Here is a 24,318-nt window from a genome sequence, read left to right as displayed (position 1 = left end):
CGGCCGGCGCTCCCCCGTCGCAGCGCCGGTGGCGCCCAGGGGCCCTGCGGTGCCCGCCCCGTTCGCGTCCGGACTCAGACACCCGCCGCCCGCGCGGCCAGGTACAGCTGCGCGGCCACGTCCTTGAGCTCCTCCGCGTCCCGGACCGAGGACTGCAGATCCACCAGGATCTCGGGAACGCCGACCTCGGCGTGGGCCACGAGGTCCGCCACGATCTGGTCGACGCTGCCCTGGAAGGTCCTGCGGTCCTTGCCGTCGTGCGCCTTGGGCGAGTAGTCGGCGTTGGCGCGCAGGACGGCCTGCAGCGGCCGGGTGCGCCCCCGTTCGTCCGCCAGTTCCCGCAACTCACCCCACTGCTTAGCCAGTTGATCGGGGCCCGCGACCACCGGCAGCCAGCCGTCGGCCTTGTCCACGAGCCGCCGCCGGGCGGCCCTGCTGTTCGCGGCCAGCAGGATCGGGATCGGCCGGGCGGGCTTGGGGCCGACGACCGCCGAGGAGATCCGGGTGGTCGCGCCCTCGTACGAGACGGGGTCCGCGCCCCACACCGCACGGCAGACGTCGACCATCTCGTCCAGCGCCCTGCCGCGCTCCTCGAAGGGGCGGGGCGCCGAGGCCGCGTACTCGTCCAGGGACCAGCCCGTGCCGAAGCCCGCCACCACCCGGCCGCCGGTCGCGGCGTCCAGGGTGGCGAGCGCCTTCGCGAGCTGGAAGGGCAGATGCAGGGGCGCCACCAGCACGCTCGTGCCCACCCGGGCGCGGGAGGTGGCCGCGGCGGCGAGCGTCAGCGTGACCAGGGGTTCGGCGACCCCGCGGTAGCTGTCGGGCCAGGCCAGTCCCTCGACGCCGTACAGGCCCTGGGAGGTGTGGAGCGGGAACAGCGCCCGCTCGTACACCCACAGACTCTCGTACCCCAACTCCTCGGCCGCGCGGGCGACATCGGGCACGTCGCGTCCGATGTCGTACTGCCTGTTCTGCGGAAGACCGAGTCCGAGCCGGATCGCCATGGCTGTCGCCCCTTCGCCGGATGTGCACCTCGTGCGAACCTACAGCGGCCACGGGGGAGTTGCCGCCGCGACAGGCGGCGACGGCCGGACGGGAACCGGATCGGCTCACAGCGGCAGCGGGGTGAGCAGGAGGCGGTTGGCGAACCCGACCGCCGCGTCCAGCCGATCGGTGAACTCCTCGGCCAGTTCGGGAAGTCCACGCAGCGCCCACAGGGCCCGCGCCGCCGCCCAGGCCGCCTCGCGAGCCCGCTCCAGGCTCCAGGCGCCGATCAGATGGGTGAGCGGGTCCGCCACCTGGAGCAGATCGGGGCCGGGCATCACCTCTTCCCGGATCCGCTCCTCCAGGGCGACGAGGACGACTCCGACCTGCTCGAACTCGTCCTCCAGGTCGGCCGGTCCGCAGCCCAGCGCATGGCAGGTGTCCACGACCGCGAGGGCGAGGTCGTGCCCGATGTGCGCGTGGATGCCCGCCAGCGCGAACTGGAGCGGCCTGATGCCCGGATGGCGGCGGAGCTGGACGAGCGGGCGCCAGCAGGCCGGCACGGATCCCCCTCCCGTCGGGCCGAGCGCCTCCTCGGCGACGGCCAGGTACCGCTCGGCGAACCGGACGTCCAGCGTCGTCGCGGCCCGTCCGTCGACGAAGCGGCCGTCGCCCAGGTGGCGGCCGATCTCCTCGGTGACCGCGAGATAGACGCGGTTGAAGACCGCCACCCCGTCGTGCTCCGGCCAGCACGCGCCGAGCGCGCGCATCCGCGCGAGGACCGTGTCCACCTCCGCCGTGCACCGCTGCAACCACACCATGGCGGCAGAGTCCCAGCCCCGGCACGGGCGGGGCGCCGGCGGCCGCGGACTTCCCCGGAACGGGGGAACGCGCGGTTCGCCCGGACGGGGGGCAGGGGCCCGGACAGTTCTGAGCGACCGCTTATTATGGAGGGGTCCAGCGCCGCAGTGTCGCGAGCGCCTCACCTGGTCATCACGAGGAGCCCCGACCGTGACCATCGAAGCCCCCGCCGTGCCCGCCGTGCCCTCCGTCCCCTACGGGCGGCTGATCCCCGTCACCGTCCACTTCGACGACCTGGACGCGCTCGGCCTGCTGCACAACGCCCGCTATCCCGTGATGGTCGAGCGTGCCTGGAGCACCCTGTGGCACGAGGAGGGCTTCGTCTTCGACGGCGACTGGCAGACGGCGGGGGACTTCTGCAACGCCGTGAAGGAGCTGCGGATCACCTACGACGCCCCGGTGACCAAGCCGGGCGTGTACGCCGTCCACCTGTGGCTCGAACGGCTCGGCAACACCGGCCTCACCTACGGGTTCCGGTTCTGCTCGGCCGACGGCGCCCTGACCTACGCGCAGGGCGCCCGGGTCCTGGTCCGACTGGATCCGACGACCCTGCGCCCCACGTCGTGGAGCGAGCGGCTCAGGACCGTGGGCCGGGAACTGCTGCGCCCGGCCGACTGACCCGCGCCCGGTCGCCCACGCGCAGCACACCGGCGAGCCCCGTCAGCCCGCACGCCAGCACCGTCACCAGACCGAAGGACGCCACCAGACCGGTCGCCTGGGCGAGCCCGCCGAGCACGCTCGGGGCGATCAGCCCCGAGGTGTAGGTGAGGGTCGCGACACCAGCGATGGCCCCACTGGGATCGCCGGCGCCGTGTCCCGCCGCCGCGAAGCACAGCGGTACGACGACGGCGATACCGAGACCGGTCAGCGCGAAGCCGCCCATCGCCTGCGCGGGGCGGTCCGCCACGACCACGAGCAGACCGCCGAGGGTGGCGAGGACGCCCCCGAGGCGCACGGTGCGGACCGCGCCGAAGCGGTCGACCACCGCGTCCCCCGCGAGGCGGGCGAGCGCCATGGTGAGCATGAACCCGGTCGTGGACGCGGCCGCGAGACCCGCCGAGGCGCCGAGCCGGTCCCGCAGGTAGACCGCCGACCAGTCCAGGCTCGCCCCCTCCGCGAAGACCGCGCAGAAGCCGACCGCGCCGATCAGCAGCGCCGACCTGGGCGGCAGCGCGAACCGCGGCGGCGGTGCCGCGTCCTCGGCGGGCCGCAGGTCCGGTACCCAGTGGCAGGCGAGCACGCCGAGGAGCGTGAGGACCGCCGCCGTGAGCGCGTGATGCAGGCGGGCGTCGGCCCCCAGATGCGCCGCGAGGGTGCCCGCCGCGGCGCCGGTGAGCGCGCCCGCGCTCCACATGCCGTGCAGGCCGGACATGATCGACCGGCCCAGCAGTCGCTCGATCTCGACGCCGAGCGCGTTCATCGCCACATCCGCCATGCCCGCGCTCGCGCCGTAGGCGAACAGCGCGAGGCACAGCGCGGCGAGGTCGGGTGCGAGGGAGGGCAGGACGAGGGAGAGCGTCCACGGCGTGATCAGCCCGCGCAGCGCCGTGCGGCTGCCGAAGCGGTGGCTGACGCGGCCGGCCAGCGGCATGGAGCAGGAGGCCCCGAGGGCCGTGAACGCGAGCGCGAGACCCAGGGCTCCCGGGCCGAGGCCGGCGTGCTCCTGGATCCAGGGGACGCGTGTCGCGAAGGAGCCGGTGACGGCTCCGTGCACCGCGAACACGGCGCCGACGGCGTGCCGCGCGCGCGGTGCCGGCCCCACGGAAGCGCACATCCCCCCAGGCTCCCACCCGGCCCCCACCGAGAACACCCACACGACGGCCCGCGTCGCCCCCTGCGCGCTCCGCGCGCACCAGGGGGGCGCGGGGAACTGCGCAAAAGCCCCACGTGCGCGCCCCCCGGCCAGGGGCCCGGCGGCGGGGCAAGGGCCTTCGTCACCGCCGCCGGTCCGCCCGCGACACTAAGAGGACTAGACCAGTCGAGTCAATGGGTCTGGACCAATGGGCTCGGCCCCCAAAGACCGGCACCCGCAAGGGAGTTGCCCGCACAGAATCCACCGCGGATGTCCAGCCCGCACCCCTGTGAGCCACCACACATCGATACACCCGCTTGGCCGACGATCGACCGTGGCACACTGGCCTGTAACAGAAGCAGCGCACTCCGGGGTCGGTGAAAGTCCGAACCGGCGGTTATAGTCCGCGACCCGTCCGCTTCCAGCGGCCGGTTGACCAGGTGGAATTCCTGGACCGACGGTTAAAGTCCGGATGGGAGGCAGTGCGCGGCGGGCGGGCATACGTGCGCGCCGCCGTATCGACTCGTTCCTGTGGGCGAGTTCTGTCCGGCGTCGCCCTGGTGTCCTCGTCCGTGCCTGCTGCCGTCGTCATCGGCAGCCCCCGGAGTCCGTGCCCGATCGAGGCAGGAGGACCCGGGAAGTGTTCACCGGAATCGTCGAAGAGCTGGGTGAGGTCACCGCCGTCGAGAAACTCGGCGACTCCTCCCGCTTCCGCCTCCGTGGACCCGTCGTCACCGAGGGCGCCCAGCACGGAGACTCCATCGCCGTGAACGGCGTCTGCCTGACCGTCGTGGAGCACGAGGGCGACGAGTTCACCGCCGACGTCATGGCCGAGACCCTCAAGCGCTCCAGCCTCGGAGTCCTCGACGTGGGCTCCCGCGTCAACCTCGAACGCCCCACCGCCGTCGGCGCCCGCCTGGGCGGCCACATCGTGCAGGGCCACGTCGACGGCACGGGCACGGTCCTCGAACGGCGGCCCTCGGAGAACTGGGAGCTCGTCACCCTCTCGCTCCCGGCGGACCTGAGCCGCTACGTGGTCGAGAAGGGCTCCATCACGGTCGACGGCATCAGCCTCACCGTGGTCGAAGCCGGCCAGGACCGCTTCAGCGTCAGCCTCATCCCCACCACGCTCGCCCTGACCACGCTCGGCATCAAGCAGCCCGGCGACCCGGTCAACCTCGAGGTCGACGTCATCGCCAAGTACGTGGAGCGCCTCCTCGCCGGTCAGGAGGCCGGCCGGTGAACTGGCTCAACTCCGAGGCCTTCACCGTCCTCGGCCAGCACATCAAGTGGTCGGACATGATCGGGAACGTGATCGGTCTGGCCGCCCTGGCCTTCGGCTGGCGGCGCTCCATATGGAGCTGGCCCGTGCAGTTCCTCTCCGGCGTCGTCCTCTTCGCCGCCTTCGCCACGGCCCATCTCTCCGGCAGCGCCGGCAAGCAGATCGTCGTCATGGTCGTCGCCGGCTACGGCTGGTGGCAGTGGAACCGCGGCAAGGGAGGCACCGGCGACGGCCACATCGCCGTACGGTTCGCCACCTGGCGCGAGCGCGCGCTCCTGGCGGGCGCCGCGGCCGTCGGCACGGTCGCGGTGGCGGAGCTGTTCACCGCCTTCCCGACGCTGTCGTGGGACCCGTGGCCGGACGCCTACATCTTCGTCGGAACCATCGTCGCCATGTACGCCCAGGCGCGCGGCATGGTCGAGTTCTGGTTCGCCTGGCTGCTCGTCGACGCCGTCGGGGTCCCGCTCAACTTCGCGAACGGCTTCGCGTTCTCCGGTTTCGTCTACGTCGTCTACGGCGCGCTCGTCCTGTGGGGCGCGCGCGACTGGTGGCTGCGCTCCCGCAAGGCAGAGCAGCCCGTCCTGGAAGGAGCACCGGCATGAGCGCCACCCCGACGCCCACCGCCACCGCCGGCGAGGCGCTGCGCGCCGCGCCCGTGACATCCGTCCTCTTCGGCGTGGACGCCGAAGAGGACCTCACCCTCGACCCGGTCGAGCAGGCCGTCGCCGACATCGCCGCCGGCCGGCCCGTCGTGGTCGTGGACGACGAGGACCGGGAGAACGAGGGCGACCTCGTCATCGCCGCGGAGAAGGCGACCCCCGAGATCATCGCCTTCATGATGAGCGAGTGCCGCGGGCTGATCTGCGCCCCCATGGAGGGCGACGAGCTCGACCGGCTCGAACTGCCCCAGATGGTGGACCACAACACCGAGTCCATGCGCACCGCGTTCACCGTGTCCGTGGACGCGAGCGCCGCCCACGGCGTGACCACCGGGATCTCGGCCGCCGACCGCGCCGCCACCCTGCGCCTGCTGGCCCTGGGCGAGGCCGGACCCGGCGACTTCGTCCGCCCCGGCCACATCTTCCCGCTGCGTGCCCGGCCCGGCGGCGTACTCGTCCGCGACGGCCACACCGAGGCGGCCGTCGACCTCGCCCGTCTCGCGGGGCTGCGCCCGGCCGGTGCCATCGTGGAGATCGCCGGTGAGGACGGCCACATGCTGCGCCTGCCGGAACTGGTCCCGTTCGCCCGCAAGCACGGTCTGACGATCATCTCGATCAAGGACCTGATCGCCTACCGGCGCGACAGCGAGCCCGCCGTGCGCCGCGAGGCCCAGGTGCGGCTCCCCACCGCCTTCGGCGAGTTCACCGCGTACGGCTACCGCGCCACCGACGACGGCGTGGAGCACGTGGCCCTGGTCCACGGCGAGATCGGCGACGGCGAGGACGTCGTGGTCCGCGTCCACTCCGAGTGCCTGACCGGCGACGTCTTCCACTCCCTGCGCTGCGACTGCGGCCCCCAGCTGGAGGCCGCCCTCGAACACATCCGCGCCGAGGGCAGGGGAGTGGTGGTCTATCTGCGCGGCCACGAGGGACGCGGCATCGGACTGATGTCCAAGCTGCGCGCGTACGAACTCCAGGAGCGCGGCCGGGACACGCTGGACGCCAACCTGGAGCTCGGGCTGCCCGCGGACGCCCGCGACTACGGCGCCGGAGCCCGGATCCTCAAGGACCTCGGCGTGCGCAGCGTCCGCCTGCTGACCAACAACCCCGACAAGTCCGAGGCCCTGCTGCGGCACGGCCTGAAGGTGACCGCGCGGGAGCCGATGCCGGTGCAGGCCGGCGAACACAACATCCGCTATCTGCGCACCAAGCGGGACCGGATGGGACACGAACTGCCCTGGCTGGACACGGCTACCGCGTCGGCCTGCGGCAACCAGTAGCCGTGCCGGGCTGCGGCGACGAACAACGAGCAACGAGCGAGACCTGAGGAGAACCGTGAGCGGCAAGGGTGCACCGGAGCTGGCCGTACGCAATGTCAGCGACCTGCGGGTCGCCGTCATCGCGGCGCAGTGGCACGACAAGGTGATGGACGGTCTGGTGGAAGGGTCCCTGCGGGCCCTGCGGGAACTGGGGATCGACGAGCCGACCCTGCTGAGGGTCCCCGGCAGCTTCGAACTCCCGGTCGCCGCCAAGGTCCTCGCGGGCCGCGGCTACCACGCGATCGTCGCCCTCGGCGTCGTCATCCGGGGCGGGACCCCGCACTTCGAGTACGTCTGCCAGGGCGTCACCCAGGGCCTGACCCAGGTCTCGATCGAGACCGGCGTCCCCGTCGGCTTCGGCGTGCTCACCTGTGACACCGAGGAGCAGGCCCTGGACCGCGCCGGCCTGGAGGGCTCCACCGAGGACAAGGGGCACGAGGCGGTGACCGCCGCGGTGGCGACCGCCGCCACGCTCCGCTCGGTATCCGAACCCTGGCACTGAGGTACCGGCCGAAGCGCGTAGGGTAAGGACCACCATGTCCAAGAAGACGTTCGAGGAGCTCTTCACCGAGCTCCAGCACAAGGCAGCCCACGGCGACCCCGCCACCTCCCGGACCGCGGAACTGGTCGGCAAGGGAGTGCACGCCATCGGCAAGAAGGTCGTGGAAGAGGCCGCCGAGGTCTGGATGGCCGCCGAGCACGAGGGCAAGGAGGCCGCCGCCGAGGAGATCTCCCAGCTGCTCTACCACGTCCAGGTGATGATGGTGGCCCGGGGGATCTCCCTGGACGAGGTCTACGCCCACCTCTGAGCGGTCAAGCGAACGCTCGTACAACCCACGCACGAACGAAGGAAACCGGTCTCATGCTGCGCATCGCCGTTCCCAACAAGGGTTCACTCTCCGGGTCCGCGGCGGACATGCTGCATGAGGCCGGTTACCAGCAGCGCCGGGAGTCCAAGGAACTGCGGATCGTGGACCCGGTGAACGAGGTGGAGTTCTTCTACCTCCGTCCCCGCGACATCGCGATCTACGTCGCCTCCGGCCGCCTGGACATCGGCATCACCGGCCGCGACCTGCTCATCGACTCCGGCGCCAACGCCGAGGAGATCCTCCCGCTCGGATTCGCCCGCTCCACCTTCCGCTTCGCCACCAAGCCCGGCACGGCGCGCGGCGTGGAGGACATCAGCGGCAGGACGGTCGCCACCTCCTACGAGGGCATCGTCGCCAAGCACCTCGCGGACAACGGCATCGACGCCTCCGTGGTCCACCTCGACGGAGCCGTGGAGACCGCCATCGAACTCGGCGTCGCCGAGTTCATCGCGGACGTGGTGGAGACGGGCACCTCGCTGCGCAACGCCGGTCTGGAGATCATCGGCGAGCCGATCATGCAGTCCGAGGCCGTCGTCGTCCGCCGCGCCGGCGCCGACGCCGAGGAGCCCAAGGTCCAGCAGTTCCTGCGCCGCCTCCAGGGCGTCCTGGTGGCCAGGACGTACGTGATGATGGACTACGACTGCCGCGTCGAACAGCTCGACAAGGCCGTGGCCCTGACCCCGGGCCTGGAGTCCCCGACGGTCTCCCCGCTGCACAACGAGGGCTGGGTCGCCGTCCGCGCCATGGTGCCCTCCAAGGAGGCCCAGCGGATCATGGACGACCTGTACCAGATCGGTGCCCGGGCCATCCTGACCACGGCCATCCACGCCTGCCGTCTGTGAGGAACCGCATACCGATGACGGATCTGCCGGATCTGCCCGCCCTCCCCATAACCTTCCGGCCCGGCCGCACCAGGGCGGTGCTGCTCGGCGGGGGCGTCGCCGTGTTCGTGGCGATCACCACGGTCGCCATGCTCCTGGAGCAGCTCACGCCGGGGGAGCGGGTCAGCTTCGTCTTCGTGGCGGCCGTCCTGTTCGGGGTGCTGTGCGCGCTCGCGCGCCCCAAGGTCGTCGCCGCCGAGGACGGGGTGACCGTCGTGAACATCGCCTCTCGGCGCCATCTGCACTGGGCGGAGATCCTGCGGGTGAACCTGCGCCAGGGCGACCCCTGGGTCTTCCTCGACCTCAGTGACGGCACCAGCCTGCCCGCCCTGGGCATCCAGCCCGGCATCGCCCCGGAGCGGGCCGTGCGGGACGCGCGGGCGCTCCGGGCACTCGCGGAAGCCCGCTCGGCGGCCGATCCCGAGCGGCACCGGAGCTGAGTCCCCCGCGGCCCGTAGACCCGCCCGCGACCCCCGACGGGCCGACTCCGGACCGTCCGTCCTGACACATCTGCCGCAGTCTTGACTAATCTGGTGGCGAAGGCGTCGTCACGGCGCCTTCGCCCCTGCTGCTCCGCCCGGAGCTCCGGGGGCTCCTGCTATCCGAGGAGTGACTTTCCCCGGCGATGGACGGATCGTCCTGTAGTACCTGCGCCGCCCCCTGCCGACATAGCGCGGACCCCGTCCGCGTCGACGCCCGGGCGGCCGCATCATGAGCATCCCCCTGCTGCTTCTCGGGGCGGCTTTCCTGCTGATCCTGGCCAACGGATTCTTCGTCGCGGCCGAGTTCGGACTGGTCACGGTCGAGCGGCCGGAAGCCGAGAAGGCCGCGGCCGGCGGCGACCGGCGGGCCGGCACGGTCGTGGAGTCGCTGGGGCAGCTGTCCTTCCAGCTCTCCGGCACCCAGCTCGGCATCACCATCACCTCGCTGGTCGTCGGCATGCTCGCCGAACCGGCCCTGGCCGAGCTGTTGCACGACCCGTTCGCCGCCCTCGGCATTCCCTCGGGCGCCGTCTCGGGTGTGGCCGTGGTCACCGGGATGCTGCTCGCCTCGGCCGCGCAGATGGTGATCGGCGAACTCGTGCCCAAGAACTGGGCGGTCTCCCGGCCGCTCCAGGTCGCCCGCTTCGTCGCGGGCCCGCAGGCCGTCTTCTCCCGCCTGTTCCGGCCGGTGATCGCCGCCCTCAACACGGTCGCCAACCGCCTGGTGCGCGCCCTCGGCGTCGAACCGGCCGAGGAGCTGGCCTCCGCCCGCACCCCCGGGGAGCTGGTCTCCCTGGCCCGGCACTCGGCACGCGCCGGAACCCTGGAGCAGGACACCGCCGACCTGTTCGTGCGGACCCTGTCCCTGGGCGAGCTGACCGCCCAGCACGTGATGACCCCGCGGGTGAAGGTCAGCGCCCTCCAGTCCTCTGCCACGGCTCAGGACGTGGTCAACCTCACCCGGGCCACCGGACTGTCCCGGTTCCCCGTCTACCGGGAGAAGATCGACGAGATCGTGGGGATGGCGCATCTCAAGGACGCCCTCGCGGTGCCCTCGCGCGAACGGCTGCGCACGCCCGTGACCCGGATCTGCCAGACCCCGCTGCTCGTCCCCGAGACGGTGCCCGTCCAGCCCCTGCTGCAGCGGCTGCGCAGTGAGCAGCCCATCGCCGTGGTCGTGGACGAGTACGGCGGCACGGCGGGGGTGGTCACCCTGGAGGACATCGTCGAGGAACTCGTCGGCGAGGTGCGCGACGAGCACGACAGCCAGGACCTGCCCGAGCTGTCCGCCGTCCCGCCCGAGGACGGACGCCCCGCCTGGGAGGCCGACGGCAGCTGCCGGGTCGACACCCTCCAGCGGATAGGCATGGACGTCCCGGAGGGCCCGTACGAGACCGTCGCCGGACTCGTGGCCGATCTGCTGGGCCGGATCCCCGCGCCCGGGGACCGTGCCGAGCTGCCCGGCTGGCGGCTCACGGTGCGCCAGGTCGGGCACTACCGCGCGGAGCGGGTCCGGCTGGTGAAGCTGGCCGACGTGGCCGAGCCCGCCCTGGAGGCCGCACGATGAGCCTGCTGCAACTGCTGTTGGCCGCGCTGCTCGTGCTGGTGAACGGATTCTTCGTCGGCGCGGAGTTCGCGCTCGTCTCCGTGCGCCGCAGCCAGATCGAGCCGCTCGGCACCGCACGGGCCCGCCAGGTGCTGTTCGGCCTGGAACGACTGCCCCAGATGATGGCCGCCGCCCAGTTCGGGATCACCGTCTGCTCCCTGACCCTGGGCGCGGTCGCCGAGCCGACCGTGGCCCAGCTGCTGGAGCCGGCCTTCGAGGCGGCACACCTGCCCGACGGCATGATCCACCCCCTCGGCTATGTGATCGCGCTCGCCGCCGTCGTCTTCTTCCACCTCGTCATCGGCGAGATGGTCCCGAAGAACCTCGCCATGGCGGCGCCGGAGAAGGTGGCGCTGTGGCTCAGCCCCGGCCTGGTCGCCTTCGCCCGGCTGTGCCGGCCGGTGACGGTGGCGCTGAGCGCCTGCGCCCAGGTGATCCTCAAGGTGTTCAGGGTGGAGCCGAAGGACGAGGTCGAGGCGGTCTTCACCAGCGAACAGCTCAACCAGCTGGTGGAGGACGCCGGACAGGCCGGGCTGCTCGACCCCGAGGAGCAGGAGCGCCTGGGTGACGCCCTGGAGCTGGGCACGCGCCCGGTCACGGACGTGCTCCTGGACGCGGCCCTGCTGGTGACCGTGGAGCCCACGGTCACCCCCGGCCAGGTGGTCGCCCTGACCGCGCGCACGGGCTACTCGCGTTTCCCTGTCGTCTCGGCGAACGGCGCCTTCATGGGCTATCTGCACGTCAAGGACGTCCTGGACGTGGAGGAGTCCGAGCGCGCGGTGCCGCAGCAGGTGTGGCGCCCGATGACCACGCTCTCGGCGGAGCTGCCGCTGGACGACGCGCTGACCGTGATGCGCCGGGCCGCCACCCACCTCGCCCAGGTGGCCGACGCCTCCGGCCGGGTGCTCGGCCTGGTCGCCCTGGAGGACGTCCTGGAACTGCTCGTGGGCGAGGTCCGCGACCCGGCGCACCGGGACGCGGGCGAGGCACCACCGGCGAAGCTGACGGAGCCCCGCCCCGGCGGGGCGCCCCGTTCCAGCGAGGCACCTCAGGACGCGCTCACCGGCTGAGCCCCGTGCGCGTCCGTCCCGGCCCACCCGCCCCTCGGGGCGGGTGGGCCGTTCAGATTCCCGGGCGGTCCTGCGGCCCCCGTCCCGAGAGCACCTCCCCGTACGCCTGCATCAGGTCGGGCAGCCGCAGAGTCGACAGGTCGTCCCGGGTCGGCGTCGAGGGATAACCCGTCAGCCGCAGGTCCCGGTAGGCGCAGCTCTTCTCGTACAGCGTCCGCAGGAAGCGGCCGTTGCCCAGCTCGTCGATCCAGCCCTGGTCCACCACGTGTCCGGCGATCGAGCGCAGCTCGTCCAGCGCCTCCTCGTCCCACACGTCCCCGTTCTCCGCGGCCAGGACCTCACCGATCGAGGTGAGCTCCAGCGGCCGGTAGGAGGGGAAGTCGACACGCGTGGTGAAACGCGACGACAGACCGGGGTTGGCGGCGAGCAGGCGGTCCATGCCCTCGGGGTAGCCCGCCAGGATGACCACCAGATGGTCGCGGTTGTCCTCGGCCCGCTTCAGCAGCACCTGGAGCGCCTCGTCCCCGTACGCGTCGCCCTTGCCGTATCCCGTGTTGGACAGGGAGTACGCCTCGTCCACGAACAGGACGCCGCCGATCGCCGAGTCGATCAGCTCGTTGGCCTTCACGGCCGTCTGCCCCAGGTACTCACCGACGAGGTCCGCGCGCTGCGCCTCCACCAGGTGGTCGCCGCCGAGCAGCCCGAGGGCGTAGAAGACGCGGCCCAGGATGCGCGCCACCGTGGTCTTGCCGGTGCCCGAGGGACCGGAGAAGACGAAGTGGCGCTTGGGCGGGTGCACGGGTAATCCCTGGCTCGCCCGCAGCCGGGCCATGTTGAGCTGCGCGGACAGGGCCCTGACCTGACGCTTCACGGGGTCGAGCCCGACCATCCGCTCCAGCTCGGCGAGGGCCTCCTCCAGGAGCGCCGGATCCGTGGGCCCCGCGGGCAGCGGGACCCGCGGCGCCGAGGCCTTCTCCCGCACCAGGTCGCCCGGGGCCGCCAGGGAGCCCGGCGGCGGCTCGGGGTCGGAGAGCTTCAGATCCCGGCCCTCCGACCCGAGCAGGGGATCGAGGCCGTCCCCTGTGTCCCCCGCGTCCCCGGCTCCGGCGAACGCCATCGCGGTGAAGTCGGCCGGGTCGTCGTACCCGTCGCTCTCGGCGATGGCCGCCAGACGCGCGGAGGTGTCCATGAACGCCGGGTCCGCGCGGTGCACCGCGCGGTACAGCGGCAGCGCCGCGGCGGAACGCCCGGTGCCCTCGTGGGCGCGGGCCAGCCAGTAGCGCAGTTCCTTGCGCTGCGGCTGTTCGCTGCGGCAGCGCATCAGGGACGCGGACAGCAGCGGCTCGGCCTGCCCGAACATCTCCAGGCGGACCCGGGCCATGCCCCCGAACAGGCCGGCCTCTATGCCGAGCATGGGGTCGTCGATCAGCGGATCGGTGTGCCGGACGAGCTGCTCCCAGTCCTTGACCAGATAGGACCGGCAGGCGTGCAGAAAGCGGACCTGGAGGTCGGTGTCCACGGGCGGCAGCCCGGCCAGGGCCCGGTCCAGCTCGGGGACATGGCGGCCGTCCAGCCAGTGCGAGGCGTGGGCGAGCAGCAGATCGCGCGGGCTCTCCAGCACCGGCTGCACCCACCAGCCGAGCCAGTACCAGGAGTTCAGCGCACGCCGATGCCGTGCGCGCTGTTCCCCGAAGCGGTCCCGGTGCCGGAACATCCGCAGCAGCGCGGTCGTCGTGTCGATGCGCAGGGCGTGCAGCCCGAGCCAGCCGTCGGCCATGCCGGGATCCATCTGGACCGCGGCGCGGAACTCGTCCTCCGCCTGCGGGTAGGCGCCCATCGTGTAGGCGTCGACTCCTCGCAGCCAGGCGAGGTCGGCCGGGGCCTCGGGGCCCCAGGTGCCGAAGTCCATCACGTCCCCCACAACCGTGTCCCCGTTGGTTCACCGGCGGGCCGTCGCCCGTCGGCCGCCCTGTTCGAACCGCTGTGCCGCGGACCGGAGTTGCGACGGCGCGAACAGTCGAAGCCGCACCGAGAGGCATCGTACCCGTGGGACGGGGGACCACCGAAGGGTGCGGCACGGGCCGTTCGCCGAGGTGGGAGCAGACGGGGCGCACGGGAAGCGGTGACCGAGGGTGAGCGGAGCACGCGCCGGAGGGGCCGGCGGGGCGTCGGGGCAGAACGAAGCCCCCGGTCACGGGGGAACAACCGGGGGCTTCGCGTCTGTGGTGGCGGCTTCGCGAACCGCACATTGAGAACGTAAGACCTGTGCGGCTCCCGGGTCAAGCCACCTTGGGACAGTCAAGGAAGTTGTCGGGCAAGGGCCTTCACACTTTCAGCACACAGCCGAAGGGTCGTCACCGTGGGTGATGACACGCCCTGCATCAGCGGCTCCTGCGGGCCCCGGCCGCACCTCGTACCCCTCAGTCCCCCTCGCCCCCTTCACCGCCTCCGACCCCTGTGGCCCCACCATCGCCTGCCGCACCAGCAGGCCCGCGTGCGGGCGCGAGGGGTCCGTGTCGAAGTGCTCCCGTTCCGCCTCGGTCCAGCCGTCCCAGAACGCCTCCTGCTCGGCGCCGTCCCTGGCCCGCCCGCGTGCCCAGGAGTCCTTTCGGGGCATGTCCATCCAGAGCAGCAGCGCGAGATGGGGGCGCAGCGCCCGGCGGCCGGCGCCGACGCCCTCGATCAGGATCACGGGGGCGGGCGGCAGCGCGCGGACGGGTCCCGGGCGCCGGGCACGCCAGTCGTAGGGGCGGTAGTGCGCGGTCCTGCCTTGGCCGAGCGGCTCGATCACCTCGCGCAGCAGCCGCTCCGACCAGTCGAACAGTTCCTGATGGGTGGCGATGTCGTCGAGACGCAGCACGGGGGCGCCGTCGAGCTCGGCCGCGAGGCGGGCGGCGAAGGTGGACTTGCCCGAGCCCGCGTGGCCGTCCACGCCGACGAGGCGGACCGGGCCGCACGACGGCGGCAGGTGCCGCAGACGGGACGCGAGGCCGCGCATGGCGCATCTCCCGGGGCGGAGTGGGGCAGGGCATATTCCGGCGGCACATTGTACGCCGTACTCGAGGCGCCTCCGCCCGAAAGGGTGGGGGCATCGCGGACAGGATGGGTGGGTGCGGTGAATCCGTGTTCCCTTGAACTGTTCATTCGTCAATCAGCGACGCGCACCCCCTCGGATGCGCGCGCATTTCCGCGCACGAAGATCGCCGGAACATGAGTATCGCCGTTCCGGTTAAGCCCGTTGATGAGTAGGGTGCCGGGTGCGCGACTGTCGGGCATCTGTAGGGACGGGGGAGCATGACGGCGGGGTTATTCCAGGGGCAGTACGTATGGCATCCGGCGGCCGACGACCGCGAACTGGCGAGCGTGTGCGTGGAGGTGCGCGCGGGGCGCTATCTGGGGGCGCACGGGCTCCTCGCCGAAACACGTGAGGACCCCGGGCTGCGCGCCCATCGCTCGCTCGTCCTCGCCTCCGAGGCCGCCGACTCCGATCTGGCCGAACGCTGGCTCGCCGAGGAGCCCGGCCGCGAGTCCGCCCTCCTGTGGGCGCGGGTGGCCGTCCTGCGGGCGCTGCGCGCGGCCGACGGCCAGGACCCACGGGCCCCCGCCCTCGAACGCATCGCGCTCGCCGCCTGCCGTCGCGCCACCGACCTGGCGCCCTACGACCCCACCCCGTGGGTGGCCAGACTCGCCCTGACGCGGCTGCACGAGATCCGCGAGCCCGCCCCCCGGGGACTGCTCACCGCGCCGCCCGGCCCCTGGCAGCTCTTCTCGCACATCCTGCGGCTCGACCCCACCCACCGCGAGGGCCACCATCGTTTTCTGGCCTACTTTTTCACGCGCAACGGCGGCTCGGTGAACGCCGCCTGGGACGTCGCTGCCTTCCTCGGCCAGCGGGCGCCCGCCACCTCCCCCCTGCGACTGCTTCCCCTGGTCGCGCTCGTCGAGAGCCACGACCCCTCGCAACCGCTCGCCGACCGCGTCTGGGACCAGCCCCAGTGGCGCGCCACCGCGCTCGCCGTCTACCGCTCCTGGCTGCCCGAGGCCGCCGGCTACCGGTTCACGCCCGTGCTGGACCTCGCGTATCTCGCGCACGCGCTGGTCATGGCCGAGCGGGAGTTCGAGGCGCGTGCCGTGCTCATGGCCATGGGGCCCTACGCCTCGCGCATGCCCTGGAGCGCCTTCGGCGATCCCGTCGAACGGCTCTCCCGCGCCCGCCGCCTGTGCGGACTTCCCGTACCGGGCGGCGCCGCCTGACCCGGTCACCCGCTCCTCGGTCACCTTCGCCAGAGAAAGGCCCCGCTGTGGAAGAACGGACATCCGCGCCCCGTACGAGAGCGCGGGCGGTGGTTCCGGAAAGCGTCACCATCGACGACGACGCGACGCTTCACGCCATGGGATATCCGCGCAAACTCACCCGAAGATTCCAGGCATTCGACAATTTCGCCATCTCCTTCACCATCATCAATATCCTCTCCGGAATCTTCTCCTCGTTCGGATTCGGAATGAACGCGGGCGGTCCGCGCGTTCTCGTCCTCGGCTGGATCGGCGTCTGCGTCATGGTGCTGTTCATCGGCGCCGCGATGGCGGAGGTGGCTTCCGCCTATCCGACGAGCGGGGCCCTCTACTTCTCCGCGGGCAAACTCGCCAAACGCCATCGGGGTGCCTGGTCCTGGTACACCGGCTGGCTCAACTTCGTGGGGCAGATCGGCGGGACCGCGGCCACCGGATACGCGGCGGCCACCTTCGTCCAGGCGTTCTGCGCGCTGCAGTGGGCCTCCTACCGGCCGACCACCCACCAGACCGTGCTGATCACCGCGCTGATCATCGTGGCGCAGGGTCTGGCCAACACCTACACGGTGCGGCTCGTCGCCGTCCTCAACCGGATCTCCGTGTGGTGGCTGCTGATAGGACTCGTCGTGATCGTCAGCGCGCTGGTGATCATGCCCCACCAGCACCGGCCCGCCTCGTTCGTCACGCATTTCGTGAACAACACCGGCTTCACCAGCGGACTGTACGGGGGCATGCTCGGGCTGCTCGTCACCAGTTGGACCTTCACCGGCTTCGACGGCAGTTTCCACATGTCGGAGGAGACCGTGCGCGCGACCCTCAACGCCCCCCGGGGCATCATGCGATCCATCGGTTACTCGGCTATCACCGGTCTCGTCCTGATGCTCGCGCTCGTCTACAGCATCGGCGACTACGCGCAGGTGGCCGGCTCCTCGGCGCCCCCGGTGCGGATCCTCATCGACGGCGTCGGCACGGGCGCGGCGAAAGCGCTGCTGCTGATCGTCATCGGCGCCATGCTCTTCTGCGGTCTGGCCAACCTGACCAGCAACACCCGGCAGATCTTCGCCTTCTCGCGCGACGGCGCGATGCCCGGCTCCCACTGGTGGCACTCGGTCTCCCCGCGCACCCGCACCCCGGTCAAGGCCGTCTGGCTCGCCGTCGGCTGCTCGCTCGCCCTGGTGGTGCCCGCCTGGTGGTCCCACACCGCCTTCACGGCGATCGTCAGCGTGAACGTCGTGGGGCTCTTCCTCGCCTACGCGGTGCCGATCTTCCTCAGGCTCCGGCTCGGTTCGGAGTTCCAGCCCGGCCCCTGGAACCTGGGACGGTGGAGCAGGCCCGTCGGGGTGATCGCGGTGGTGTGGGTTCTACTCAGCAGCGTGCTGTTCATGCTGCCGCAGGCGTCACCGATCACGGTCGAGTCGTTCAACTACGCGCCGATCGCCTTGGCCGTCGTGCTGGTCGTCGCCACCGTGTGGTGGTTCGCCACCGCGCGGCGCCGCTTCCGCGGGCCGGTCAGCTACGGCGGCCCCGACGAGGTCGCGGCGATGGACCTCGTCTGACGCGCCCACCCCTTCGGGCGTCCGCGTCACCCGGTCGGGCGCCGGGCCGCGCCGCGCGGTGCGGGGGCTCCCGACGGCCGGGGCGCCGCAGGTCACGGCGGTGATCGAGCCCCGTAGCCAGGGGCGGCGCGGCGGTCGGCATGCTGGCAGTGGCACCCGGGTCGCGGCGATAGTGGGCGCACACCGTGCGTCACAGCCGCCGCCACAGGACATCCTGGGGGTCACCCGCCGATGACCAGAACCTCACAGCCGTCCCGCAGAACCGTCCTTCTCACGGCGGCGGTCGCCGCCGCGACGGCAGGCTCCGCGGGGCCCGCCGTCGCGGCGCCACCGGCCGCCCGGCAGACGAAAGCCCCCTCGACACCCGTGGACTACCACGCCTGGACCTCGTACTCCGACTGGCGCGGCGGCAGCGCCCAGGGCGCCGCCGCCGTCGCCGGCACGCGCCCCGAGGTGGTCATCGCCGCCCCGGCGGGCCGCCGCACCTACACGGATCCGCACACCGGCAAGGCCGCCACCTGGGAGTACGCCACGTGGACCTCGCCGGTCCACGTGCTGCCCGTCCCCGCCACCGAGGCCGTCGCCTCCTGGAACGCCGCGACCCCGGCCGGGACCTGGATCCAGGTCGAGCTCAGGGGCACCTACACGGACGGCACCGACACCCCCTGGTACGTCATGGGCCGCTGGGCCTCGGGAGACCAGGACATCAGACGGACCTCCGTCGACGGCCAGACCGACGGCAGGAGCGCCATCTCGACCGACACCTTCACCCTCACCGACCCCTCCGCCGGTCCGCGCCTCGCCGCCTACCAGCTGCGGCTGACGCTGTACCGCAAGCCGGGCACCCGGCTCACCCCGGGCGTCTGGCGGCTGGGTGCGATGGGCTCGGCCGTGCCCGACCGGTTCGAGGTCCCCGCCTCCACACCCTCCCTCGCCCATGAGCTGAGCGTCCCGCGCTACTCGCAGGAGATCCACAAGGGCCAGTACCCGCAGTACGACAACGGGGGCGAGGCCTGGTGCAGCCCCACCTCCTCGCAGATGGTCATCGAGTACTGGGGCCGCAGGCCCACGGCGCACGACCTGGCCTGGGTGGACCCGTCCTACGCCGACCCGCAGGTCGCCGTCGCGGCCCGCGGCACGTACGACCACCAGTACGAGGGCTGCGGCAACTGGCCCTTCAACGCCGCCTACGCGGCGACGTACAAGGACCTGCAGGGCGTGGTCACCCGGCTGTCCTCGCTCACCGACCTGGAGACGCTGATCGCGGCGGGCATCCCCGCCATGACCTCGCAGTCCTTCCTCAAGGAGGAACTGACGGGCGCCGGCTACGGCACCGCCGGCCATCTGATGACCGTGACCGGGTTCACCGCCGCCGGGGACGTGGTCGCGGGCGACCCGGCGGCGCCCGACGACCGCTCGGTGCGCCGCGTCTACCGGCGGCGCGAGTTCGAGAACATCTGGCTGCGGACCAAGCGCCGCAACGCCGCAGGCAAGATCGTCTCCGGCACCGGCGGCATCTGCTACCTGTACTTCCCGGCCCGGCCCACCGCGCGCCAACGCGTGGCGCTGGCGGCGGTGGGCGTGCGCTGACCGCCTGTGACCAAGCTCTCGGCCGTCCCGGCGCATTCCGGTGGCAAGGTGGACACAACGGCGGGGGGAGTCCACCGAACAGACCGAGAGCAGCGAGACGCCATGACCGCCACCTCCGCCACCGCCCCCCGCCTGTCCGCCCGCACCGGCGGACCGAAGGACGACAGGAACCCGCTGTCCGAGCACATCGCCGGCTGGACTCTCGTGGTGGTCCTCGCGATGCTCGTCACCCAGCTGGGCCTGGTGTGAACCGAACCGCCGCCCACGCCCGTCCCTGAGCGCCGGTCAGCCGCGCGGTACGCCCGTGGGGCGGGCCGACGCCGGGCAATGGTGCGGACCAAGGAACCAAGATCGCGGGTTTCCTGAAGTAAGCGGTCGTTAACTGGTGACGCGGTGCCCCCGATCGGGCATACTCCAAGCGCCGCATTCGCTGGTCAGCCGCTTCCGAGACCCGGTACGGCGAACTCGGCGAAGGCCCAGTGAGACCCGGCGCCGCCACCCCACCCCGGAGGCGTACGCCGATTGCCCGACAGGGAGGAGAGCGTCGCCATGCCCGACCGCGCCGCGCAGCCGGTGGACCGTCAACTGCCCACGGACGAGGCCCGGGAACTGATCTCGCTCGTGCGCGACATCGCGCAGAACGAGATCGTCCCGAAAGCGGCCGAGGAGGAGGACGCGGCACGCTTCCCGCGTGACGTCTTCCGCCTGCTCTCGGAATCCGGGCTGCTCGGCCTGCCCTACGACGCCGAGTACGGGGGCGGGGACCAGCCCTACGAGGTCTACCTCCAGGTGCTGGAGGAGCTGGCCGCGGCCCGTCTGACCGTGGGCCTCGGTGTCAGCGTCCACACCCTGTCCTGCCACGCCCTCGCGCACTACGGCACCAAGGAGCAGCAGGTGGAGCACCTGCCCGCGATGCTCGGCGGCGGTCTGCTGGGCGCCTACTGCCTGTCCGAGCCGTCCTCCGGATCCGACGCGGCCTCCCTGCGCACCAGGGCCGTACGCGAGGGCGACGACTGGCTCGTCAGCGGGACCAAGGCGTGGATCACCCACGGAGGCATCGCCGACTTCTACACGGTGATGGCGCGAACCGGCGAGGACGGAGCGCGCGGGATCACCGCCTTCCTGGTCCCGGGCGACGCCGAGGGGGTCAGCGGGGCGGCACCCGAGAAGAAGATGGGCATGAAGGGCTCGCCCACCGCGCAGGTCCACTTCGACGGCGTCCGGGTCGCCGACTCCCGGCGGCTCGGTGAGGAGGGCCAGGGCTTCGCGATCGCCCTGTCCGCGCTCGACTCGGGCCGGCTCGGCATCGCCGCCTGCGCCATCGGCGTGGCCCAGGCCGCCCTCGACGAGGCCCTCGGCTACGCCGCGCAGCGGCGGCAGTTCGGCCGGCCCATCGCGGACTTCCAGGGACTGCGCTTCATGCTCGCCGACATGGCGACGCAGATCGAGGCGGGCCGGGCGCTGTACCTCGCCGCGGCACGCCTGCGGGACGCCGGCCGGCCGTTCGCCAAGCTGGCGGCCATGGCCAAGCTGCACTGCACCGACACGGCGATGAAGGTCACCACGGACGCCGTCCAGGTGCTCGGCGGGTACGGCTACACCGCGGACTTCGCCGTCGAACGCTATATGCGCGAGGCCAAGGTGCTGCAGATCGTCGAGGGGACCAACCAGATCCAGCGGATGGTCATCGCCCGCCATCTAGCGGGCCCCGAGACACGCTGATCGGGGGCGCGGCCAGGCGTGCCCACTCGGGATCGTGCCGTCCCGGCAGGGTGCGCCCGCCATCGGCCCAGGTCCGCATGAGAGCGCGGTAGATGGGCGGGTCCGGGACCCGCGGCGGGGGTGTTCCTGTCGGCGCCGGCACGAACAACCGCCTGAGCGGTTCGCCATACAGAGAAGTCATACCCACCCAACGCCCCCACCCGCCCGGTGGTCACCCTCACCCCGCTACGAGAGTGAGTACCCGCCCGGCCGGGGTGGGGGCGAGCGGTCAGCCGCACGCCCCCACCCCGGCCGGGCACCGTCAGGCGACCAGCCGCACCGGACGCCCCCCGGCGCCCCCGGCGTGGGAGAACGGCTGCGTCCGCCAGTCGAGGCCCGACGGCAACGTCAGCAGCAGCGCCGCGTCCCGCTCCGCGACCCCCGACGTCGACGCGTCCGCGGGTATCGCGTCGGCGGCCGACTGCCCCGTACCGGAGCACACCGTCAGCCCGAACGGATTCCACGGCGTGGCGCACAGCGCGTGCTCGGGCAGCACGTCCTCGTCCGGGAGGAGCGCGATCGGCTGCGCGCAGCCGGGGCAGATCACCCGGTACATCTCGAACGTGTCGTACGCGTCGTCGTCGTACTCGTCCTCGCCGGGTTCGACGCCCTCCGGCTCGGGCTCCAGGGCCTGCTGCCGCTTGGGCGCGATACGGCCAGGGCGCTTGGGACTGTGCATGGATTCTCCCCCTCGGGCTGGGCCGGCCAGGTGCTGTGGCCTCGACCACAGCAAGCACTTCCCGTCCGCTCGCGGCGGTAACCACGAGGACATCACGAAGGCCGGCACACACCTGTGTCGTTCATCACACGAACGCGCGGACGCCGGCGGGCGGCCCGGGTGCGCGGACGGCTCACAGACCTCTTGCCTCAAGATCACAAACCGGGTATGACCTGCGCCGCTCGGGTATCCGCGGGCCGTGGACGCACTGTAGGTTCTTGCGCCATGGAGGAGCTGGACCGACAGATCGTGCAGCTGCTCGTCAAGGACGGGCGGATGAGCTACACCGACCTGGGCAAGGCCACGGGCCTGTCCACGTCGGCCGTGCACCAACGGGTGCGCCGGCTGGAGCAGCGCGGCGTGATCCGCGGGTACGCCGCGGTCGTGGACCCGGAGGCGGTCGGACTGCCGATGACCGCCTTCATCTCGGTGAAGCCGTTCGACCCGAGCGCCCCGGACGACATCGCCGAACGCCTCGCCGGGGTTCCCGAGATCGAGGCGTGCCACAGCGTGGCGGGCGACGAGAACTACATCCTCAAGGTCCGTGTCGCCACCCCCCACGAACTCGAGGAACTGCTGGCCCGCCTGCGGTCGCTCGCGGGCGTCTCGACCCGCACGACGGTCGTCCTGTCCACTCCCTACGAGGCACGCCCACCCCGTATCTGACGCACCTGAGTGCCGGTCGGGGCCGGCCAGGCGCGAGACTGTCCCCATGAACGAGCGCACCGCCCAGCCGCAGCGGACCGTCCTGCTGCGCCGAGGAGAAGTCCACAGCCCCGCCGACCCCTTCGCGACGGCCATGGTGGTCGAACGGGGGCAGGTCGCCTGGGTCGGCTCCGAGGGCGCCGCGGACGCCTTCGCGGACGGCGTGGACGAGATCGTGGACCTGGACGGCGCGCTCGTCACCCCGGCGTTCACCGACGCGCATGTGCACACCACCGCCACGGGCCTCGCGCTCACGGGCCTCGACCTGTCCGACGCGCCCTCCCTGGCCGCCGCCCTCGTGCTCGTCCGCGACTTCGCCGCCGCCCGCCCCCACGACCGGGTTCTGCTCGGCCACGGCTGGGACTCGGCCCGCTGGCCCGAACGCCGCGCCCCCCGGCGGGACGAGCTGGACGAGGCGGCCGGCGGCCGTCCCCTCTACCTCAGCCGGATCGACGTGCACTCGGCCGCCGTCAGCACGGCCCTGCTGGACCTCACGCCCGGCGTGCGCGACCGGGCGGGGTTCACGGACGGGGAGCCCCTCACCCGCGACGCCCACCACGCGGTGCGCGCCGCGGCGTTCGCCGCCGTCACCTCCGCCCAGCGCACCGAGGCCCAGCGGGCCGCCCTGGCCCACGTCGCCTCGCTCGGCATCGGCTCGGTCCACGAGTGCGCGGGCCCGGAGATCTCCTCCGAGGACGACTTCACCGGGCTGCTGCGGCTGGCCGCCGAGGAGAGCGGGCCCCGGGTGACCGGCTACTGGGCGCAGCACGGACACGAGGGCGTCACCCGCGCGCGTGAGCTCGGTGCCGTGGGCGCCGCCGGCGATCTGTTCGTGGACGGCTCCATCGGCTCCCACACCGCCTGCCTGCACCATCCGTACGCCGACGCCGCCCACACCGGCGCCGGATACCTGGACGCGGACGCCGTCGCCCGGCATGTCGTCGCCTGCACCGAGGCCGGGCTCCAGGCGGGCTTCCACGCGATCGGCGACGCGGCCGTCGCCACCGTGACCGAGGGCGTGCGCGCCGCGGCGGAGAAGATCGGGCTCGCCCGCGTCCGTGCGGCCCGGCACCGGATCGAGCACGCGGAGATGCTCGACCCGGGGACCATCGCGGGCTTCGCGGAACTCGGCCTGACCGCGTCCGTGCAGCCCGCGTTCGACGCCCTGTGGGGCGGCGCCGACGGCATGTACGCCGAGCGCCTCGGAGCCGAGCGGGCCCGCACCCTCAACCCCTTCGCGGCCCTGCTGCGTGCGGGCGTCCCGCTCGCCTTCGGATCCGACAGCCCGGTCACCCCGCTGGACCCGTGGGGCACGGTGCGCGCCGCGGCCTTCCACCGCACCCCCGAGCACCGGATCTCGGTGCGCGCCGCCTTCACCGCGCACACGCGCGGCGGCTGGCGCGCCACCGGACGGGACGACGCGGGCGTCCTCGTGCCGGGCGCGCCCGCGGACTACGCGGTGTGGCGCACCGACGCGCTGGTCGTCCAGGCGCCCGACGACCGGGTGGCGCGCTGGTCCACGGATCCGCGTTCCGGCACCCCAGGGCTGCCCGATCTGACGCCGGGCGGTGCCCTTCCGGTCTGCCTGCGCACCGTGGTGGGCGGCCGGACGGTGTTCATGCGTCCGGGCGAGTGATCTCCCGGGGTGGCGCGCGTGCGACATGCCCCCTCGGGGCCGTCGCACGACCTGGGAATCCTCGGGCCCGACCTGGACTCCCGTCGAATAAGCGCAGGCCGGGAGGCTGTTGACAGGCGGCGGCAGGAGGCGGGTAGGTTCGGCCGGGTCCACCACCGGACGTCCGACCGGAGAACCTCCGCGCAGTCGCCCAGGCGCCGCTGGGTCAGGGGTGGTGCGCCGTCCGGTGCGCCACCGCTGGGAGCCAGGCTCAGCGC

General features: G+C 72.5%; 24 protein-coding genes and 1 riboswitch. Of the genes, 17 read left to right on the top strand and 7 right to left on the bottom strand.

Going from position 1 to position 24,318, the window contains the following annotated elements; genetic code table 11:
• Positions 1-74: 74 nt before the first annotated feature.
• Together AB0C59_RS31110 and AB0C59_RS31105 are read right to left on the bottom strand one after the other, a co-directional pair.
• Complete coding sequence (locus tag AB0C59_RS31110) at positions 75-1,004, bottom strand: LLM class F420-dependent oxidoreductase (RefSeq protein WP_363010519.1); 930 nt, start codon at positions 1,002-1,004, stop codon at positions 75-77.
• 105 nt (positions 1,005-1,109) lie between these two features.
• The gene (locus AB0C59_RS31105) at positions 1,110-1,805 is read right to left on the bottom strand and encodes a DUF5995 family protein (RefSeq protein ID WP_363010517.1); all 696 of its coding nucleotides are present in this window, start codon (positions 1,803-1,805) and stop codon (positions 1,110-1,112) included.
• A 190-nt stretch (positions 1,806-1,995) separates the two neighbouring features.
• Between AB0C59_RS31105 and AB0C59_RS31100 the strand changes: the two genes are divergently transcribed.
• A complete protein-coding gene (locus tag AB0C59_RS31100) occupies positions 1,996-2,463 on the top strand; it encodes a thioesterase family protein (RefSeq protein ID WP_363010515.1) in 468 nt (155 codons plus the stop codon).
• On the opposite strand, the gene AB0C59_RS31095 is transcribed toward AB0C59_RS31100, so the two are convergent.
• On the bottom strand, positions 2,423-3,619 hold the full coding sequence (locus AB0C59_RS31095; RefSeq protein ID WP_363010513.1) for an MFS transporter: 1,197 nt from the start codon (positions 3,617-3,619) through the stop codon (positions 2,423-2,425). The two genes, AB0C59_RS31100 and AB0C59_RS31095, sit on opposite strands and share 41 nt — an antisense overlap.
• 377 nt (positions 3,620-3,996) lie before the next feature.
• Positions 3,997-4,127: riboswitch (FMN riboswitch) on the top strand.
• A 150-nt stretch (positions 4,128-4,277) separates the two neighbouring features.
• Here AB0C59_RS31095 and AB0C59_RS31090 point away from each other — a divergent pair.
• From AB0C59_RS31090 to AB0C59_RS31050, 9 genes are all read left to right on the top strand, one after another.
• Positions 4,278-4,880 (top strand): riboflavin synthase, encoded by a 603-nt coding sequence (locus AB0C59_RS31090; RefSeq protein WP_363010511.1) that lies wholly within the window; start codon positions 4,278-4,280, stop codon positions 4,878-4,880.
• A complete protein-coding gene (locus AB0C59_RS31085) occupies positions 4,877-5,521 on the top strand; it encodes a nicotinamide mononucleotide transporter family protein (protein WP_363010509.1) in 645 nt (214 codons plus the stop codon). The genes AB0C59_RS31090 and AB0C59_RS31085 overlap by 4 nt, the downstream gene beginning before the upstream one ends.
• Before the next feature lie 38 nt (positions 5,522-5,559).
• On the top strand, positions 5,560-6,858 hold the full coding sequence (locus tag AB0C59_RS31080; protein ID WP_363010525.1) for a bifunctional 3,4-dihydroxy-2-butanone-4-phosphate synthase/GTP cyclohydrolase II: 1,299 nt from the start codon (positions 5,560-5,562) through the stop codon (positions 6,856-6,858).
• Between the two features lie 55 nt (positions 6,859-6,913).
• Positions 6,914-7,399: a 6,7-dimethyl-8-ribityllumazine synthase gene (ribH, locus tag AB0C59_RS31075; protein ID WP_363010507.1), complete on the top strand. Its 486-nt coding sequence runs from the start codon at positions 6,914-6,916 to the stop codon at positions 7,397-7,399.
• 34 nt (positions 7,400-7,433) lie between these two features.
• Positions 7,434-7,706: a phosphoribosyl-ATP diphosphatase gene (locus AB0C59_RS31070; protein WP_363010505.1), complete on the top strand. Its 273-nt coding sequence runs from the start codon at positions 7,434-7,436 to the stop codon at positions 7,704-7,706.
• Between the two features lie 53 nt (positions 7,707-7,759).
• The gene (hisG, locus tag AB0C59_RS31065; protein WP_363010503.1) at positions 7,760-8,608 is read left to right on the top strand and encodes an ATP phosphoribosyltransferase; all 849 of its coding nucleotides are present in this window, start codon (positions 7,760-7,762) and stop codon (positions 8,606-8,608) included.
• 14 nt (positions 8,609-8,622) lie between these two features.
• Positions 8,623-9,087: a PH domain-containing protein gene (locus tag AB0C59_RS31060; protein WP_363010501.1), complete on the top strand. Its 465-nt coding sequence runs from the start codon at positions 8,623-8,625 to the stop codon at positions 9,085-9,087.
• Between the two features lie 271 nt (positions 9,088-9,358).
• Complete coding sequence (locus AB0C59_RS31055; RefSeq protein WP_363010499.1) at positions 9,359-10,696, top strand: hemolysin family protein; 1,338 nt, start codon at positions 9,359-9,361, stop codon at positions 10,694-10,696.
• On the top strand, positions 10,693-11,805 hold the full coding sequence (locus AB0C59_RS31050; RefSeq protein WP_363010497.1) for a hemolysin family protein: 1,113 nt from the start codon (positions 10,693-10,695) through the stop codon (positions 11,803-11,805). The genes AB0C59_RS31055 and AB0C59_RS31050 overlap by 4 nt, the downstream gene beginning before the upstream one ends.
• Before the next feature lie 52 nt (positions 11,806-11,857).
• Here the strand turns inward: AB0C59_RS31050 and AB0C59_RS31045 are convergent, their stop codons facing one another.
• Positions 11,858-13,714, bottom strand: a complete 1,857-nt coding sequence (locus tag AB0C59_RS31045; protein ID WP_363010495.1) for an AAA family ATPase — start codon at positions 13,712-13,714, stop codon at positions 11,858-11,860.
• 423 nt (positions 13,715-14,137) lie between these two features.
• Positions 14,138-14,803, bottom strand: coding sequence for a hypothetical protein (locus tag AB0C59_RS31040; protein WP_363010493.1), 666 nt, complete (start codon positions 14,801-14,803; stop codon positions 14,138-14,140).
• Positions 14,804-15,099: 296 nt separating this feature from the next.
• Between AB0C59_RS31040 and AB0C59_RS31035 the strand changes: the two genes are divergently transcribed.
• From AB0C59_RS31035 to AB0C59_RS31015, 5 genes are all read left to right on the top strand, one after another.
• A complete protein-coding gene (locus AB0C59_RS31035; protein WP_363010491.1) occupies positions 15,100-16,059 on the top strand; it encodes a hypothetical protein in 960 nt (319 codons plus the stop codon).
• A gap of 47 nt (positions 16,060-16,106) precedes the next feature.
• Positions 16,107-17,651: an amino acid permease gene (locus AB0C59_RS31030; protein ID WP_363010489.1), complete on the top strand. Its 1,545-nt coding sequence runs from the start codon at positions 16,107-16,109 to the stop codon at positions 17,649-17,651.
• 231 nt (positions 17,652-17,882) lie between these two features.
• A complete protein-coding gene (locus tag AB0C59_RS31025; protein ID WP_363010487.1) occupies positions 17,883-19,241 on the top strand; it encodes a peptidase C39 family protein in 1,359 nt (452 codons plus the stop codon).
• Between the two features lie 102 nt (positions 19,242-19,343).
• Entirely contained in the window at positions 19,344-19,490 is a 147-nt protein-coding gene (locus AB0C59_RS31020) for an SCO1431 family membrane protein (protein ID WP_363010485.1), read from the top strand.
• A 300-nt stretch (positions 19,491-19,790) separates the two neighbouring features.
• Positions 19,791-20,963, top strand: coding sequence for an acyl-CoA dehydrogenase family protein (locus tag AB0C59_RS31015; protein ID WP_363010483.1), 1,173 nt, complete (start codon positions 19,791-19,793; stop codon positions 20,961-20,963).
• Here the strand turns inward: AB0C59_RS31015 and AB0C59_RS31010 are convergent.
• Positions 20,926-21,144, bottom strand: a complete 219-nt coding sequence (locus tag AB0C59_RS31010; RefSeq protein WP_363010481.1) for a hypothetical protein — start codon at positions 21,142-21,144, stop codon at positions 20,926-20,928. The genes AB0C59_RS31015 and AB0C59_RS31010 overlap by 38 nt on opposite strands.
• Before the next feature lie 120 nt (positions 21,145-21,264).
• Complete coding sequence (locus AB0C59_RS31005) at positions 21,265-21,681, bottom strand: hypothetical protein (protein WP_363010479.1); 417 nt, start codon at positions 21,679-21,681, stop codon at positions 21,265-21,267.
• Between the two features lie 264 nt (positions 21,682-21,945).
• On the opposite strand from AB0C59_RS31005, the gene AB0C59_RS31000 reads away from it, so the two are divergent.
• Both AB0C59_RS31000 and AB0C59_RS30995 read left to right on the top strand, forming a co-directional pair.
• On the top strand, positions 21,946-22,386 hold the full coding sequence (locus AB0C59_RS31000; protein WP_030677853.1) for an Lrp/AsnC family transcriptional regulator: 441 nt from the start codon (positions 21,946-21,948) through the stop codon (positions 22,384-22,386).
• 46 nt (positions 22,387-22,432) lie between these two features.
• Entirely contained in the window at positions 22,433-24,061 is a 1,629-nt protein-coding gene (locus AB0C59_RS30995) for an amidohydrolase (protein WP_363010477.1), read from the top strand.
• Positions 24,062-24,318 lie beyond the last annotated feature (257 nt).

The sequence above is a fragment of the Streptomyces sp. NPDC048664 genome (genome assembly GCF_040650555.1).
Taxonomy (GTDB): domain Bacteria; phylum Actinomycetota; class Actinomycetes; order Streptomycetales; family Streptomycetaceae; genus Streptomyces.
Note: the sequence above shows the minus strand (reverse complement) of the source record. Positions and strands in the feature narration are given on the sequence as shown.

Coding starts and splice junctions, on each gene's coding strand:
- AB0C59_RS31110 (WP_363010519.1), bottom strand. CDS start 1,004: ATGGCGATCCGGCTCGGACTCGGTCTTCCGCAGAACAGGCAGTACGAC.
- AB0C59_RS31105 (WP_363010517.1), bottom strand. CDS start 1,805: ATGGTGTGGTTGCAGCGGTGCACGGCGGAGGTGGACACGGTCCTCGCG.
- AB0C59_RS31095 (WP_363010513.1), bottom strand. CDS start 3,619: ATGTGCGCTTCCGTGGGGCCGGCACCGCGCGCGCGGCACGCCGTCGGC.
- AB0C59_RS31070 (WP_363010505.1), top strand. CDS start 7,434: ATGTCCAAGAAGACGTTCGAGGAGCTCTTCACCGAGCTCCAGCACAAG.
- hisG (WP_363010503.1), top strand. CDS start 7,760: ATGCTGCGCATCGCCGTTCCCAACAAGGGTTCACTCTCCGGGTCCGCG.
- AB0C59_RS31060 (WP_363010501.1), top strand. CDS start 8,623: ATGACGGATCTGCCGGATCTGCCCGCCCTCCCCATAACCTTCCGGCCC.
- AB0C59_RS31055 (WP_363010499.1), top strand. CDS start 9,359: ATGAGCATCCCCCTGCTGCTTCTCGGGGCGGCTTTCCTGCTGATCCTG.
- AB0C59_RS31050 (WP_363010497.1), top strand. CDS start 10,693: ATGAGCCTGCTGCAACTGCTGTTGGCCGCGCTGCTCGTGCTGGTGAAC.
- AB0C59_RS31045 (WP_363010495.1), bottom strand. CDS start 13,714: ATGGACTTCGGCACCTGGGGCCCCGAGGCCCCGGCCGACCTCGCCTGG.
- AB0C59_RS31040 (WP_363010493.1), bottom strand. CDS start 14,803: ATGCGCGGCCTCGCGTCCCGTCTGCGGCACCTGCCGCCGTCGTGCGGC.
- AB0C59_RS31035 (WP_363010491.1), top strand. CDS start 15,100: ATGACGGCGGGGTTATTCCAGGGGCAGTACGTATGGCATCCGGCGGCC.
- AB0C59_RS31025 (WP_363010487.1), top strand. CDS start 17,883: ATGACCAGAACCTCACAGCCGTCCCGCAGAACCGTCCTTCTCACGGCG.
- AB0C59_RS31020 (WP_363010485.1), top strand. CDS start 19,344: ATGACCGCCACCTCCGCCACCGCCCCCCGCCTGTCCGCCCGCACCGGC.
- AB0C59_RS31015 (WP_363010483.1), top strand. CDS start 19,791: ATGCCCGACCGCGCCGCGCAGCCGGTGGACCGTCAACTGCCCACGGAC.
- AB0C59_RS31010 (WP_363010481.1), bottom strand. CDS start 21,144: ATGACTTCTCTGTATGGCGAACCGCTCAGGCGGTTGTTCGTGCCGGCG.
- AB0C59_RS31005 (WP_363010479.1), bottom strand. CDS start 21,681: ATGCACAGTCCCAAGCGCCCTGGCCGTATCGCGCCCAAGCGGCAGCAG.
- AB0C59_RS31000 (WP_030677853.1), top strand. CDS start 21,946: ATGGAGGAGCTGGACCGACAGATCGTGCAGCTGCTCGTCAAGGACGGG.
- AB0C59_RS30995 (WP_363010477.1), top strand. CDS start 22,433: ATGAACGAGCGCACCGCCCAGCCGCAGCGGACCGTCCTGCTGCGCCGA.